Below are 14,019 nucleotides of genomic sequence, written 5' to 3' on the forward strand. Positions count from 1 at the left end.
TCATTTAATGCTATGACGCAGCATTTGAAAAACTCCCACGGTATGAATTTACCAAGATGCTTAAATCATGAATTTTATAAAATCAAAGATATGGCTTGTGCTGTTTCTTCCGTTTTGTGCACCAATAATGCCTATTTATGCAGCAAAACCAAAAAATTATTTAGACTCAGCTAAAGCAAACATCGAACAGTTTTTTTCGTCGCAACCTGCAGATTTGAATCAAGTGAGTATTCAAGAACTAAGTAAATACTCATGGGGTGAGCAGACAGCGCAAGATACTTTGCCAGTTATCAAATTGAGTGGTATTCAACAACAACTTAAAGGTATGGAAAAAATAAGCATTAACTCTGAAGCTGAGCTAACACTTTTTGATGCAATTCATCAAGCGCTACAGCGTCGACCTGAAATCACTCAGAGTATTGCTACTATTGCAGGCCAAGGTGCAAACATTGATGCGGCGAAAGCACAATATTTTCCTCAAATCTCTGGTGGTATTAGTACAGCTGATTTAACGACTGGCGAACGGGGAAGACAGCTTTACAGTTTATCAGCGACACAGGTTTTATATGATTTTGGAAAAATCAAAAGCGATATCAATATAGAAGAAGCGAAGTTATTACGAGAACAAGCAAATACATTAAATAGCATTGATGATATTGCATATCAAACAGCGAATGCGATGGTCAATATTAACCGTTATCAAGAAATCGTTCGTATTGCTAATCAACAAATCAAAGGAATTGCTCGAATTGCAGAAATCGCTAATTTACGGGCTAAAGCGGGTATTAGTAGTCAGGCAGATCCGATTCAGGCACAGTCAAATTTAGAAGCGGCGCAGTCAAATTTACTCATACAAGAAACGCAGTTAAAGCAGTATCAGCAAAAGTTACAAATGCTGCTGGGCTATGATGTGTCCCATTTAAAGATGAGGATTCCAAATACTATTATTCGTAATGCAGGTTTATACAATGACCCTGAATTTACGCATCTTCCTAAGATGATAGCAGCTCAGGCAGCAGTACAAATTGCCAAATTTCAAAAAGAACAAACAAAACTAAGTACATATCCAACAATTAATATTAAAGGTAGCTTAAATCAAGCTTTGAATGGGAAAAACCCAAATAATAATGAAGATGATGGTTTTTATAGCTCTGTCATGTTGGAAGCGAATAGCAACTTTTTCCAAGGCGGGGCAGCCCGATCAAAACTCCGTTCTGCTAATTATGCGGAAGAAGCAGCAAAAGCAGCAGTTAACACAGTTTATTTAGATGTTTTGGATCAGGTACAGCTCATTCGTGTGCAGGTCGAAAATAAGCAAAAGCAAATGGATGTTCTAGCTTTAAGAAAAGAAACCACGGCACGGACAAAAGAGTTGTATCAAGAACAATATAAATTAGGCACCCGCACAGTGGTGGATTTATTGAATTCTGAACAAGCAATTCATGCTGCCGCACAGGAAATTGAAAATGCAAGATATGATATTTACGCGGCCCTAATTCAGTATATCTATGTTACTGGTGCTTCAAGAGCATTTTATCAACTAAATAATACTTCTATTCAAGGGTTTGAAATTTTACCATGAGCAAAACTATGAATTATCAGCCATGGCTTCAAGCCGTTCTAGCAATTGCAAAACATTATCGTATCGAACCATCTGAAGAGCGTTTACGCTTGCAACTCGATTGGAATCCGAGCCAGTCACTTGATGATATTTTGATTTTGGTGAGCCGTCAGATCGGGATGAGTCTAAGAAAAACTGAATTTAGTGAAGATATTTTGAATCCGTGGCGTTTACCACTTCTTATTCAAATGAGAGATGGGCAAGTTGGCGTATTGAATCAACTCGATGCCAATGGGAATGCGAATATTCAGTTCAGTGGTGATCAGGGATTAGCACAAGTACTTACTGTAGAGTTATTAAAAGAAAATGTGAACAATGTTTATATTTTAAGACCTGAGAAATCAATTCCTGATGTCCGTATTGATGAGTATATTAAACCATATGAGCAGAACTGGTTTTGGACGATTGTGCTAAGAGATTGGAAGCGCTATTTGGATGTGATGTTTGCATCATTAATGGCCAATATCCTTGCCTTGGCGACAATTTTATTTTCAATGAATGTTTATGATCGAGTTATTCCTGCACAGTCTGTTCCAACTTTATGGGTATTAGCCGGTGGTGTACTCATTGCAGCAATATTTGAATTTTGTTTACGAGTCGCACGTATTTATTTATCAGACATTATCGGAAAACGTGCAGATCTAAAAATCTCAGATAAGGTATTTGGTCATGCTTTAAGAATTAAAAATAAAGAGCGATCCAAATCCACAGGTACGTTTATTTCGCAAATACGTGAATTAGAAGGTGTTCGTGAATTAGTCACTTCTACAACCATTTCAGCGATTGCAGATTTGCCTTTCTTCTTTTTGTTTTTGGCAATTTTTTGGCTGATCGGTGGCAATCTGTTTTGGGTAATGGTTTTGGTTGTACCTTTAATGATTATTCCTGGAATTTTGATTCAAAAGCCATTGGCAAAATTAGCATCTGAAGGAATGCGTGAAGGTGCTATTCGCAATGCAACACTGGTGGAAGCTGTTCAAGGTATAGAAGATATTAAGTTATTGCGAGCGGAATCTCGATTTCAGAACCAATGGAATCACATGAATGAAGCTGCTGCAGATATTTCAATGCGCCAGCGGAAATTAGTTGGAATTGTGGGGGCGTGGACTCAGAAAGTGCAAGGGCTTACTTTTGCGATTGTCGTACTGGTTGGATGTTTTGCTGTGATGAAAGGGGAAATGACTACAGGTGCATTAGTTGCTTGTTCAATTTTATCATCGCGCATGCTTGGACCAATTGCACAGATTTCAGGAGTTCTAGGGCGTTTTCAACAAGCTAAAGTTGCTAAGACAAGTTTAGATGAGCTTATGAAGAAACCAGTTGACCAAGCACCAAATGCACATTTAATTCATAGACCTGTTTTGAATGGACATTATGAACTTAATAATATTGTCTTCAAATATAGTGAAAACGATGCAAAACCTACTCTCATCATTCCTAAACTTGAAATTCAAGCGGGTGAGAAAATTGCGATTTTAGGTCGTAATGGTGCAGGTAAATCAACGCTATTACAGTTGCTATCAGGGATGCAAGAACCTGTTCAAGGGAAAATCAATTTAGATGGGGTTGACTTGGGGTTAATTGATCCAACTGATGTACGTCGAGATATGGGCTTACTCAATCAGAATGCACATTTGTTTTTTGGTTCTGTACGTGAAAATTTAACATTAGGCTCACCTTTGGCGACTGACCAAGAGCTTTTAAATGTGCTCAATCTCACAGGGGCATTAAACTTTGTATTAGATAAGAAAGAAGGTTTAGATCATCAAATTTTAGAAGGTGGTGTTGGTTTTTCTGGTGGCCAGCGTCAAGCTTTACTTTTATCACGATTATTACTTCGTCAACCAAATATTCTATTGCTTGATGAGCCGACAGCCGCAATAGATGACGTTTCTGAAAAACAACTAATTCAGAACCTTAAGGGGTGGTTAGGACAAAAAACTTTGGTCATTGCAACGCATCGTCGAGCAGTACTTGAGTTGGTGGATCGAATTATTGTAGTACATGATGGAAAAATTGTTATGGATGGTCCTAAAGAGCAAGTATTAGGTAATACTCAAACCAATATAGCGAGTACAGCATCATGATTAGAAAATATATAAAAAGTGATATTGTAAAGGCTAAAGAATTAGAACCTGCATTACCGAGAGCTAGCTTATTTATCTGGATTATTTGTATTGGTCTTTTGTCATTACTCATCTGGGCATGGCTTTTTAAACTTGAAGAAGTTTCAACAGGAATTGGCAAAGTTATTCCATCTTCTAAAGAGCAAGTAGTACAGTCTCTTGAAGGTGGAATTTTAACAAAGCTTTATGTGCATGAAGGACAAATCGTACAAGAAGGGCAGGTACTTGCTCAACTTGACCCAACTCGCTTTGCATCAAATGTTGGTGAATCTGCATCCTTACTACTAGCATCACAAGCAACAGCAGCGCGACTACGTGCAGAAGTTAATGGAACTAGTTTAAAATTTCCGAGTGAAGTACTTAAAGAGCGAGATTTAGTTGAAGAAGAAACAGCACTCTATCATTCACGACGATCTAATCTAGAAGAATCTTTGTCAGGTTTACAACAAGCACTTATTTTAGTTGATGAAGAGCTGCAAATGACTGAACCATTAGTAGCGAAAGGTGCAGCTAGTGAGGTCGAAGTATTGCGGCTCAAGCGCCAAGCAACAGATTTGCGCAATCAAATGAATGATGTGAGAAATCAATATTTGGTAAAAGCTCGAGAAGAGTTGGCAAAAGCCAACACAGATATCGAAACGCAATTACAAGTCGTAAAAGGTAAATCAGACTCTTTAAATCGTACTCTTTTTAAATCACCTGTACGAGGGATTATTAAAGAAATTGATGTTATGACTATTGGCGGAGTGATTTCTCAAAATGGCAAGTTGATGACAATTGTTCCTCTGGATGAACAACTTTTGGTTGAGGCACGTATTTCACCGCGAGATATTGCTTTTATTTATCCTGGGCAAGATGCACTCGTGAAGATCACTGCCTATGATTATTCTATTTATGGTGGGTTGAAAGGAAAAGTTTCAATTATTTCACCAGACACATTGAGAGATGAAGTTAAGCAAGATCAATTTTATTATCGAGTGTATATTCGAACGGATTCAGGAAAATTGATGAATAAAGCAGGCAAACAATTTAGTATTACTCCTGGCATGGTTGCAACAGTCGATATTAAAACAGGGGAGAAAACGATTTTAGATTATCTAATAAAACCATTTAATAAAGCACAAGAGGCTTTAAGAGAAAGATAGTTTTGAGTGAGCCTGTAAATAATTTTGTATTTGTGCTTTTTATATGTGAATACTAGGACTTCCACTGACACCAAGATTTTAGCATAACTTTTCTTTTAATCGTTCATAGGGTGTTTTGCCATTCATGGCTGCATGAGGTCGGGCATAATTGTAAAATGCCTCCCATTCGGCCAGCTTGGCTTTTAAATCCACATCATCGGTGTAGTCTAATAGCTGCTAGAACTCCATTTTATCCGTCTTATGAGATCGTTCGACCTTACCGTTATGTTTAGGTGTTCGGGGTTTAATATAGCGATGATGAACGGCATGATCATTCAGATGCCAATGGAATTTAGACTGAAACTCATGACCGTTTTCAGTCTGAATGGTATGAATACGGAAAGGAAATTTGTTGATCACATAATTGACTAAATCAATAGCATTGGCTTGATTATGTTTCTCATAAATCTTTAATACCCTAATTCTAGTTGCATCATCAATAGCGGTATATTGATATCGTTTGACTTGTTTTCCATTTTGATCTTTAAAAAAGAGAAACTTTACATCAACTTGAACGTGATGCCCTGGTACTTGTTTTTTATAACGTTGAGGAATAGGAATAGAACGTTTACGCTGATTTTGGGGTAATCGATTCATACCATGCCGTTTTAAAACATGGTACGCCCCAGCTGCTGAAATTTTAATTTGGTGATAACGCCATAAATACCAACTGATCCGTAGTTGTCCAAAATGATAGTGTTGACGTAAATAAATAATCTTATCTTCAATCACAGCAGGCGTGCGTAGCTTAAGGTTCTGTGGACATGGCTTACTGTTGACTAATCCTATCTCTCCTTTGGATTTATAATTCTTCTTCCAACGATAAAAAGTATTTCGTGAAATACCAAAATATCGACAGGTCAATACAACATTGCCATTTTGTTCAGCATGAGCAAACACTTTTAATTTATGGGCAATTTCCCGTTGGGCTTTTGTACTCAAAATTCAAACTCCTATGACATGAGGTAAAATTTACCAAAATGTCAGTAGAAGTCTCAATTTTCACACATTACTCAATTATCCATTTACTTTTAAGGTCGATTAGATCGATATAATTAAAATGTAGTCAAATTTACTGACATAGATTTTTGAACGCCCTCTTTTGAAGAGCGTGTAACCAAGTGTTTTTAAAACTGTATTTACACAGAATTATTTACACCCTTTACCAGTCAATTTCTTAACTGACTGGCATTAGTCCGTATCGAGGTATTTCAATTAATGCCATTTCGCACTTGTTGCAAAATCCAATCCTCATATTCTTGTAGTGTTTCTTGTAGCATATCCATAGGTCGTACGATGTAGTGCCTTTCAACTAATGCACTTGGTTTATGACCTGATATCTGTGCTAAAGATCCTTCATTGATTTTTGCCCAAATAGCTAACGTTTTATATGATCTCCTCAATCCATGGGGAGTAAGTTCAATATTTAGTTTTTTACATATTTTCTCTAAGCTATCGTAAGGATTAACAATATGGCCACATTCAGCGCCCTTACTGCTAAATATGAATTTAGAATCAGAATTTTTCTTTAGTTCTAATAATAAGCTTTCAACATATGCAGTTAGAGGAATTAGGCGACCTTCATCTTCAATTTTATCCCTGACTTTTGCTGTTTTCCAACGAAAATCGACATCTGTCCATTTTAATGAAAGCAGCTCATTCTTTCTGCAACCAGTGATTAAACTACATATCAAAAAAATCGCTATTTTTCTGCTAGTTAACTTATTTACCTCTTCAAACCATGGTTTTAGATGCTGTTTCATCAAACAATCATTCTTGGCTTTTGGGGAAGGGACTTTATCTTTAACTTTTTTTGAGTTGTATGATTTTGGAGGCACTAAGTTTTCATAATCCTCGTGTTCATCACACCAATTCAGGAAAGCTCGTGTAAGTCTGTATGCTTTAGCTGATGTTGTTGGACGGAAGTCATTGTGATCAAGCCAATCGCATAATACATCTGCAGTTAATTCAGAAAGTTTGTACTCAAACAGTTGAAAAATGGGTTGACTGGTATAAACACTATTTTTTTCAGGATCGTAACCACCTCTAGATAATTCGATGTGGTCCTGATAACTTCTTGGTCGCCAATTAGGTTGTCTTGCTTTTAAATATTCAAACCATACATCTTTAAATTTAATAGTTTTGCGTTTTTCTTGTTTTAGCAGTTCTTTATTATCAGCTAAAGCTTTCTTACGCTCGATTAATGGGTCAATCCCTTTGTGGCACATAATCGCCAATTCTTGTGCATATTTACGAGCTTCATCTAATTTCCATACATCAACGTCACCAATTTTGATACGACGGTTTTGAAGACCAATACGGCCTTGGAAAATGTAGCTTTTATTATTTTTAGGTGTAACTTTGACGCCGAATCCTGGTGTTTTCTCATCCCAAAAAAAAGTTGGTTTATTTTTGTCTGAGCAATCAATTTTATCAATAGCAGGTTTTGTTAACTTCATTCTAGTAAGCATCTGGTAAGCAAGTAGTAAGCAAAATCAATATATATTAATCAACAAAAAGAGTTAATAATAAATTATTAAAATTACATAAATATATGATAGTATTGACATTATATTTTTAATTTGTTGATTTTAAATTACTATGTTAACGGACTCATAATCCGTTGGTCGACAGTTCAAGTCTGTCTGGGCCCACCAAATTTTATATTTATATAGCTTTATATAAGATCTAAACCCTTAACTCTAAAAGAGTTAAGGGTTTTTTTATGTCTTAAGAATACTCAGGTAGACTCGTAGAAAAACACCCTATTCGTATCCTTGTTTGTATCATAAATTTAAAATATAACTCAGGATACAGGAGCCTAGTTTAATCTAGGAAAATCATAATTTTATGGCTAAATCTAAATTGCTCACAGATACCCAATTTGCAGTGTTAAAACCTAAAGAATTAGAGTATAGGGTTTCGGATATTATGGGTTTGTATTTAAAAGTCGTTGTAACAAGTAAAAATCATGGCAGTTGCGGTTTAAGAATACACTTGGTAAATGGACATAGCTTGGGACTTATCCAGTAATCTCAGTCAGAGAAGCATGTTCAATGGCCATTAAGTATTAAAATGGTGAACTCATTTTAAAAACTAAAAATGAGAAGTTATTGAAAGCTCAACAAAAAGAGAACCTATTTTTTGGTAATTTACTGATTAAATGGATGAAGACAAAGCAAGCTGTATGAACTGATAAAACTTATAAGAAAGAGTATCAGTCGATAGAAAAGCATATATTGCCAGTATTTTGTTATCGTCTATTCAAAGACATACCTGCTTCGGAGTGGAAAGGATTTTTCCAATAAAAACAATTAAATGAACAGATATTCAATCGATTTGAAAAACTAATTTCGTATTGTCGTAATGCTTATGATTTTACCATTGACGATAATTTAACTATTACACTTAAATAAAAATTAGGCAATATTTGAATCAACTTATAAAAAAGAGGTCTGGCTTCAATAGATGAGTTTTATGAGCCATTCTTGAGGATTTTTTATCTAGAAGAATTTTACCTCAGGAAAAAAGTTTATATTTATGAATGGACTGTGATGCACTTCAAAAAATATCAGGAAATAAGATTAAAAGTAGATGAAATGCATTTTACAACTGAGAAAATTATGCTAATAAATAAGAGATGATTTTTTAGTCAGAAATCATGATGTTTCAGGAAGGAATATCTTAAGAAGCGTATTAAAAAAATGATTAAACAGGAGTTTCAAGATGCTTCAGCTATTAAGAAAATTATTTTGCTTGCATATCTATGAGTACGAGCAAATGCAGGAAATCGGGGAACACAGGGAGTGTCGTAAGTGTGGGATCAATAAGGACTGATGTTTTACAAAAAAAAGTGAGCGAGGGCTCACTTTTTTTATGCTTATACTTGGCTAATTCCGTTAAAATTAGAGTGAAATTCCAAGCTGATGATCGGGCATATGAGCAAAAATTTTCATGCAGATACCTATATCGTAGACAGCAATCTGGCAGATACGCTGCATTGGCTTAGTCTGCATCAAGACAGTTATGAGTCTTTTAGCTATGATGCAATCACTCAGGAGTTGGTGGTGCATCATGCCAATGGAATGGATCAAATCAGAGTTGGAGATTATCTGAATGCCCGCTATGGCATACTGATTACTGCACATAACTTTTCAGCGACTTAATTCACTCCTATATTGCTTAGCCTGCCATCGCATCGGTCGCCAATGCACGTACACTTGGTTTAGGCTGCTCTGCAACCAGACCTAATTTCTCAAATAGCTTTTGGTCACGACCTTGGGCAGTATTTGGGGTGGTCAAAAGTTTTTCACCCGAGAAAATGGAATTGGCACCGGCCATAAATGCCAGAGCCTGATCTGAATCGGTTAACGATTCACGGCCCGCAGAGAGGCGGATGTAGCTTTTTGGCATCAAGAGGCGCGCCACTGCAATGGTACGAATCCATTCAATAACATCCAGTTTTTCTACATCTGCCATTGGTGTGCCTTCAATTGGAACCAGCATATTGATCGGGACAGATTCAGGGTGAATGACCAGCGTGGCAAGTTCATATAATAAACCAATCCGGTCATTACGGCTTTCGCCCAGTCCGACAATACCGCCACTACATACTTTTAAACCGGCTTGACGCACATAATCCAAAGTATCGAGACGGTCATCAAAGCTTCGGGTACTGATAATATGTGAATAATATTCACGAGAAGTATCCAGATTGTGGTTGTAGTAATCCAGACCGGCATCTTTCAAACGTTCTGCTTGGGATGCATTCAACATGCCCAGTGTCATACAGGTTTCCAGACCGAGTGCTTTAACTTCCTGCACCATTTCCAGAACATAAGGCATATCGCGCTCATGCGGGTTACGCCATGCAGCGCCCATACAGAAACGAGAGCTTCCAGAAGCCAGTGCCTGTTTAGCCTCCTGAATGACTTTATCGACCGCGATACGTTTTTCAGCTTCTAGCTTGGAATCATAATGCGCAGATTGTGAACAGTATTTGCAGTCTTCAGGGCATTTGCCTGTTTTGATCGAGAGGAGGGTGCTGACCTGAACTGTATTGGCATTGAAGTGCTCACGATGAACCTGTTGCGCCTGAAACAATAAATCCATTAAAGGCTGCTGATACAGTGCCTGTATTTCTTCACGTGACCAATCATTGCGTACTGCATTACTCGTGTTCATATATCTGTCCTTGTTTGTGCTTATTTATCATTCACCTCATCTTAATAAAAATGTGTGTCTGCCTCACTAGCAAAATATGACCTTCTATAACGAACAAAGCCCACACGGGGTGGACTTTGTCATTATATTTAATCCTGAAATTTTTTATTCACGATGACCCCCATGAATATTCTGATTTTGCAGATCGTCACGATGCTGCTTGTTCAGCACTCGTTCATCCTGCTCATACTGATTGTTCTTAGGAGAATCGATTGGCCCATGTTGGGGCTGCTGCTGTTGTTGCTTCTGCTGTTTAAGCTGATCTAGCTGTTCGTGCTGTTGCTGTTTTTTATCTTGCTCTTGCATCTTCAGTCCCTCTCGTCATTTTTTCATCTCTTTCTTTATGACATAAAGTGATCAAATATTGTGTAAGCCTTATAAGAGATCGAGTGAGCCGAAGTAATAAATTGAAAATTTATGCTGTTTTGGTCAACTGTTCCTGAATCGCCCAATCAATATGCACCTGCACAATCTCGTCATGTAACGCCCGTTGATGTTGTAAAGCGTGAACAATCTTTTCATCAAAAGGTGCATTGCCCAGACCAATGGCGATATTGCGCATGAAGCTTTGATAACCTGTACGGCGCATTGGACTGCCTTCGGTCGCACTTAAGAAGGTGGTTTCATCCCATTGCCATAAATCTAGCAAGCTGACCTGATCCAGACCATGTCGTGGATGAAAATCTTCTACCGGGGTGACTTGGGCAAAACTGTTCCAAGGACAAATTAGCTGGCAATCATCACAACCAAAAACCCGGTTACCAATTCCGCGGCGCAAATCTTCTGGAATAATACCTTTATATTCAATGGTTAAGTAAGCTATACATCGCCGTGCATCCAGCATATAGGGCTCGACAATGGCCTGAGTTGGACAGATGTCGATACAGGCCGTACAGGAACCACAATGTTTACTGGCAGGCGCATCAAAAGGGAGGTCCAGAGAAGTAAATAGCTCTCCGAGCACAAAGAAAGAACCAGACTTTTTATGAATCAGCAGGGTATGTTTACCTGTCCAGCCCATGCCAGCACTTTCAGCCAGTGATTTTTCAAAAATGGGTGCAGAATCGGCAAAAGGGCGTGATTCAAAATCGCCAACTTTTTCCCGGATTTTTGTCGCTAAGTTTTTGAGCCGACCGCGCATGATCTTGTGGTAATCCCGACCACGGGCATAACGCGCAATAATCGCGGAATTGGGTGCATACGGAACGTAACGTGGCTTTGGAGTCTCGACCAGATAATCCATACGCACGCAGATAATGCTGCGCGTGCCGGGGACAAGTAAGGCAGGATTGGCACGTTTTTCCAGATTATCTTCCAGAAATTTCATGTCGCCATGATAGCCACGATCCAGATATTCCTGTAAGCGCGCTAATTCTGCTTGAGCATCTGGTTTGGCAATGACACAATCAGAAAACCCCAATTCTAGCGCCTGCGCTTTAATCCAGGCTTTTAGCTCGGCTGGATCTTGTTGATAGACTTGAATTTGTGCGTAAGAATCGGGAGTTGTCATAAACCAAAGACAGGGAATAAAAAATGCAGCAACAAGTTTACCATAGCCCTGTTTATCATAGCCAAAGTATTCAAGCATGGGAGCAGCGTTGGTTTCAGCAGCAAAATAGTTCCTATGGTTTGATGCAGCAGGTGGCTTGGTCAGTCACACAGCGTCTGAGTGTGCTATTTAAAGAAAAAAATATACAGAAAATAGCGGTGTGTTGTGGTCAGGGCAATAATGCTGGCGATGGTTATCTGATTGCAAAATATTTAAAACAGGCCGGTTTCGATGTAGATATTTATGCGGCTGAAAAAGGTCAATCAGTGGACTTGGCCAAAGCTTGGCAAGAAGCGCTGGATGCTGGATTGAAAGTAGGGCCGCATTTTCAGTTTAAGCATGAATATGACGCTTATATCGATGCCTTATTTGGCATTGGTTTAAATCGTGAGCTGGATGCGAACTGGCAATCCATCATCCAATTGATCAATGACCAGAAAGGTCTCAAAATCGCGGTTGATATACCGAGTGGACTGCATGCCAATACCGGTCAGCCTTTGCCTATTGCGGTTAAAGCGGATTTTACGTATACGGTTTTGGGCTTAAAGGCAGGACTGTTTACCGGACAAGCTAAGGAATATGCCGCTAAGGTTGAACTGATTTCTGCCATTCCAGTTGATGCCGAACTGCAACCAGTTGCCAAACTTTCCTCACAGCAGATTAAATTACCGAAACGTGAAGCCTTTGGTCATAAAGGCAGTTATGGTCATGTGCTGGTGGTGGGGGGGCATGCTGAAATGGGCGGAGCAGTGATTATGGCAGCAGAAGCGGCATTTGCTGCCGGAGCAGGTAAGGTCACCATTGTCTGTGATGCGAAACACCATACCGCCATTTTGTCTCGTGCGCCGAATATTATGCTGCGTGATATTAATGCTCTCAACATAGAGCAGCGCACAGCCTTAATTCAGCAGGTCGATGCAGTCTGTTTTGGTATGGGCATGGGACGTGATCAATGGGCAAAAGAGCAATATCAGGCATGGTTTGATTTAATTCGAAATTCAGACTTAGACATTGTTTTAGATGCAGATGCATTGTGGTTTTTAGCCAAACAGCCGCAACAATTAAATTCTAAAACTTACAGTACACCGCATCCGGGTGAAGCGGCAACTTTACTTGATTGTAAAACCTTGGACATTGAAACAGATCGGATTCAAGCGATTCATGCCTTAAGGCAGAAGTATGGTGGGCAATGGGTGCTGAAAGGCTCAGGTAGCCTGATTCTGGAACAACAGCTGTATATTTGCACTGCCGGGAATGCGGGCATGGGAACAGGTGGTATGGGCGATGTGCTGGCCGGGATGATTGCCAGTCTAAAGGCACAATTTGCTCAATCCATTCATTTGCATGAAATTGTGACGCTGCATGCACTGGCAGGGGATGAACTGGCCAAAAACGGCGAACGTGGTTTGCAGGCGCAGGACATGAAACATGCAATTTATCAGGTGGTTAATCGTCAAGGCGGCTAATCTGTCTGCAATCAAGCTGAAAATTTCAGGCCAAGTGCGAGGTGTGGGGTAGCGCTACTGGTTTGCTGAGCAGGCTGTGGCACTCGATTTAAAAGGCTAGGTGAAAAATTTAAGTAGTGGTGAAGTGGAGGCTTGTTATTGTTGGCGCAGATTCACCGCTTCAGGAAATGATTGCACGAAGTTGACAAAGAGCCTGCTTGTGCAATCGGACAAGCAATTATTCCAGAGCATCTGCAACCCGACTTAGGTATTCAAGGCTTTAAAATACGGCGCTAAACATTAACGACGACGGCTGCTGACCCGACTGCGGCCACGTGCCATGCCGCCCAAAGCATTGAGTACCGCCATTTTACTCATACTACCTGAGGCATGTGCATGACAAATGGCAGCCGCCAGTGCATCGGCGGCATCCTGTTGCGGTTTGATGCTGAGTTTTAAAATATTCATCACCATCATCTGTACCTGCTCTTTATCAGCAGCGCCATAACCCACTACAGACTGCTTGATCTGGCGCGCCGTATATTCAGCAACTTTTAAATCCAGATTGACCAGCGCGGCAACAGCAGCACCACGGGCCTGACCCAGTTTCAAGGCAGAATCCGGATTTTGTGCCATAAAGACCTGTTCTACTGCGGCTTCTGTTGGGCCATAAAATTTTACAATCCGCTCTACACCGGCAAAAATTCGTTTTAAACGTTCAGGCATTTCCGTGGTTTCGGTGCGGATCGTACCGGCATCGACAAAAGTCAGTTTGGAGCCGTCTTTTTCGATAATTCCGTAACCGGTTAAACGAGAACCGGGGTCAATCCCAATAATTAATGACATGCCTGCACTTTAAAAATAGAATAAT

General features: G+C 39.4%; 11 protein-coding genes and 1 pseudogene. 6 read left to right on the plus strand and 6 right to left on the minus strand.

Annotated features, from left to right (window positions below):
* The first annotated feature begins 67 nt into the window (after positions 1 to 67).
* From FTU82_RS02255 to FTU82_RS02265, 3 genes are read left to right on the plus strand one after another with little or no spacing between them, the layout of a single operon-like run.
* The gene (locus FTU82_RS02255) at positions 68 to 1,582 is read left to right on the plus strand and encodes a TolC family protein (RefSeq protein WP_179997024.1); all 1,515 of its coding nucleotides are present in this window, start codon (positions 68 to 70) and stop codon (positions 1,580 to 1,582) included.
* Entirely contained in the window at positions 1,579 to 3,708 is a 2,130-nt protein-coding gene (locus FTU82_RS02260) for a type I secretion system permease/ATPase (protein ID WP_180100997.1), read from the plus strand. The genes FTU82_RS02255 and FTU82_RS02260 overlap by 4 nt, the downstream gene beginning before the upstream one ends.
* Entirely contained in the window at positions 3,705 to 4,892 is a 1,188-nt protein-coding gene (locus FTU82_RS02265) for an HlyD family type I secretion periplasmic adaptor subunit (protein WP_180100998.1), read from the plus strand. Before FTU82_RS02260 ends, FTU82_RS02265 begins: the two co-directional genes overlap by 4 nt.
* A 78-nt stretch (positions 4,893 to 4,970) precedes the next feature.
* On the opposite strand, the pseudogene FTU82_RS02270 reads toward FTU82_RS02265, so the two are convergent.
* Positions 4,971 to 5,873, minus strand: a pseudogene (locus FTU82_RS02270) (IS481 family transposase).
* Positions 5,874 to 6,142: 269 nt separating this feature from the next.
* On the minus strand, positions 6,143 to 7,390 hold the full coding sequence (locus FTU82_RS02275; RefSeq protein ID WP_131261641.1) for an integrase family protein: 1,248 nt from the start codon (positions 7,388 to 7,390) through the stop codon (positions 6,143 to 6,145).
* 391 nt (positions 7,391 to 7,781) lie between these two features.
* On the opposite strand from FTU82_RS02275, the gene FTU82_RS02280 reads away from it, so the two are divergent.
* Together FTU82_RS02280 and FTU82_RS02285 are read left to right on the plus strand one after the other, a co-directional pair.
* Positions 7,782 to 7,964 carry a DUF4102 domain-containing protein gene (locus FTU82_RS02280; protein ID WP_180100999.1) on the plus strand — a complete coding sequence of 61 codons (183 nt, stop codon included), beginning with the start codon at positions 7,782 to 7,784 and terminating at the stop codon, positions 7,962 to 7,964.
* Positions 7,965 to 8,869: 905 nt separating this feature from the next.
* The gene (locus tag FTU82_RS02285) at positions 8,870 to 9,097 is read left to right on the plus strand and encodes a hypothetical protein (RefSeq protein WP_074383544.1); all 228 of its coding nucleotides are present in this window, start codon (positions 8,870 to 8,872) and stop codon (positions 9,095 to 9,097) included.
* Between the two features lie 16 nt (positions 9,098 to 9,113).
* Here FTU82_RS02285 and bioB read toward each other — a convergent pair whose 3' ends face one another.
* The 3 genes from bioB to queG form a co-directional block, all read right to left on the minus strand.
* Positions 9,114 to 10,115 (minus strand): biotin synthase BioB, encoded by a 1,002-nt coding sequence (gene bioB, locus FTU82_RS02290; protein ID WP_074383276.1) that lies wholly within the window; start codon positions 10,113 to 10,115, stop codon positions 9,114 to 9,116.
* A 144-nt stretch (positions 10,116 to 10,259) separates the two neighbouring features.
* Positions 10,260 to 10,460, minus strand: a complete 201-nt coding sequence (locus tag FTU82_RS02295) for a hypothetical protein (RefSeq protein WP_100355385.1) — start codon at positions 10,458 to 10,460, stop codon at positions 10,260 to 10,262.
* A 109-nt stretch (positions 10,461 to 10,569) separates the two neighbouring features.
* The gene (gene queG / locus FTU82_RS02300; protein ID WP_180085488.1) at positions 10,570 to 11,664 is read right to left on the minus strand and encodes a tRNA epoxyqueuosine(34) reductase QueG; all 1,095 of its coding nucleotides are present in this window, start codon (positions 11,662 to 11,664) and stop codon (positions 10,570 to 10,572) included.
* Positions 11,665 to 11,687: 23 nt separating this feature from the next.
* Here queG and FTU82_RS02305 point away from each other — a divergent pair, with 23 nt between their 5' ends.
* Positions 11,688 to 13,169 (plus strand): NAD(P)H-hydrate dehydratase, encoded by a 1,482-nt coding sequence (locus FTU82_RS02305; RefSeq protein ID WP_180001285.1) that lies wholly within the window; start codon positions 11,688 to 11,690, stop codon positions 13,167 to 13,169.
* A gap of 279 nt (positions 13,170 to 13,448) precedes the next feature.
* On the opposite strand, the gene ruvC is transcribed toward FTU82_RS02305, so the two are convergent.
* Complete coding sequence (ruvC, locus tag FTU82_RS02310) at positions 13,449 to 13,994, minus strand: crossover junction endodeoxyribonuclease RuvC (protein WP_004278925.1); 546 nt, start codon at positions 13,992 to 13,994, stop codon at positions 13,449 to 13,451.
* Positions 13,995 to 14,019: the final 25 nt, after the last annotated feature.

The organism is Acinetobacter sp. YH12151, assembly GCF_013418355.1.
GTDB classification, from domain to species: domain Bacteria; phylum Pseudomonadota; class Gammaproteobacteria; order Pseudomonadales; family Moraxellaceae; genus Acinetobacter; species Acinetobacter pseudolwoffii.

Excerpts from the sequence above, each read along its gene's own strand:
- FTU82_RS02305 (WP_180001285.1), top strand. The coding sequence starts at position 11,688 with ATGCAGCAACAAGTTTACCATAGCCCTGTTTATCATAGCCAAAGTATT.
- FTU82_RS02295 (WP_100355385.1), bottom strand. The coding sequence starts at position 10,460 with ATGCAAGAGCAAGATAAAAAACAGCAACAGCACGAACAGCTAGATCAG.
- FTU82_RS02285 (WP_074383544.1), top strand. The coding sequence starts at position 8,870 with ATGAGCAAAAATTTTCATGCAGATACCTATATCGTAGACAGCAATCTG.
- FTU82_RS02280 (WP_180100999.1), top strand. The coding sequence starts at position 7,782 with ATGGCTAAATCTAAATTGCTCACAGATACCCAATTTGCAGTGTTAAAA.
- queG (WP_180085488.1), bottom strand. The coding sequence starts at position 11,664 with ATGACAACTCCCGATTCTTACGCACAAATTCAAGTCTATCAACAAGAT.
- FTU82_RS02275 (WP_131261641.1), bottom strand. The coding sequence starts at position 7,390 with ATGAAGTTAACAAAACCTGCTATTGATAAAATTGATTGCTCAGACAAA.
- ruvC (WP_004278925.1), bottom strand. The coding sequence starts at position 13,994 with ATGTCATTAATTATTGGGATTGACCCCGGTTCTCGTTTAACCGGTTAC.
- FTU82_RS02260 (WP_180100997.1), top strand. The coding sequence starts at position 1,579 with ATGAGCAAAACTATGAATTATCAGCCATGGCTTCAAGCCGTTCTAGCA.
- FTU82_RS02265 (WP_180100998.1), top strand. The coding sequence starts at position 3,705 with ATGATTAGAAAATATATAAAAAGTGATATTGTAAAGGCTAAAGAATTA.
- bioB (WP_074383276.1), bottom strand. The coding sequence starts at position 10,115 with ATGAACACGAGTAATGCAGTACGCAATGATTGGTCACGTGAAGAAATA.
- FTU82_RS02255 (WP_179997024.1), top strand. The coding sequence starts at position 68 with ATGAATTTTATAAAATCAAAGATATGGCTTGTGCTGTTTCTTCCGTTT.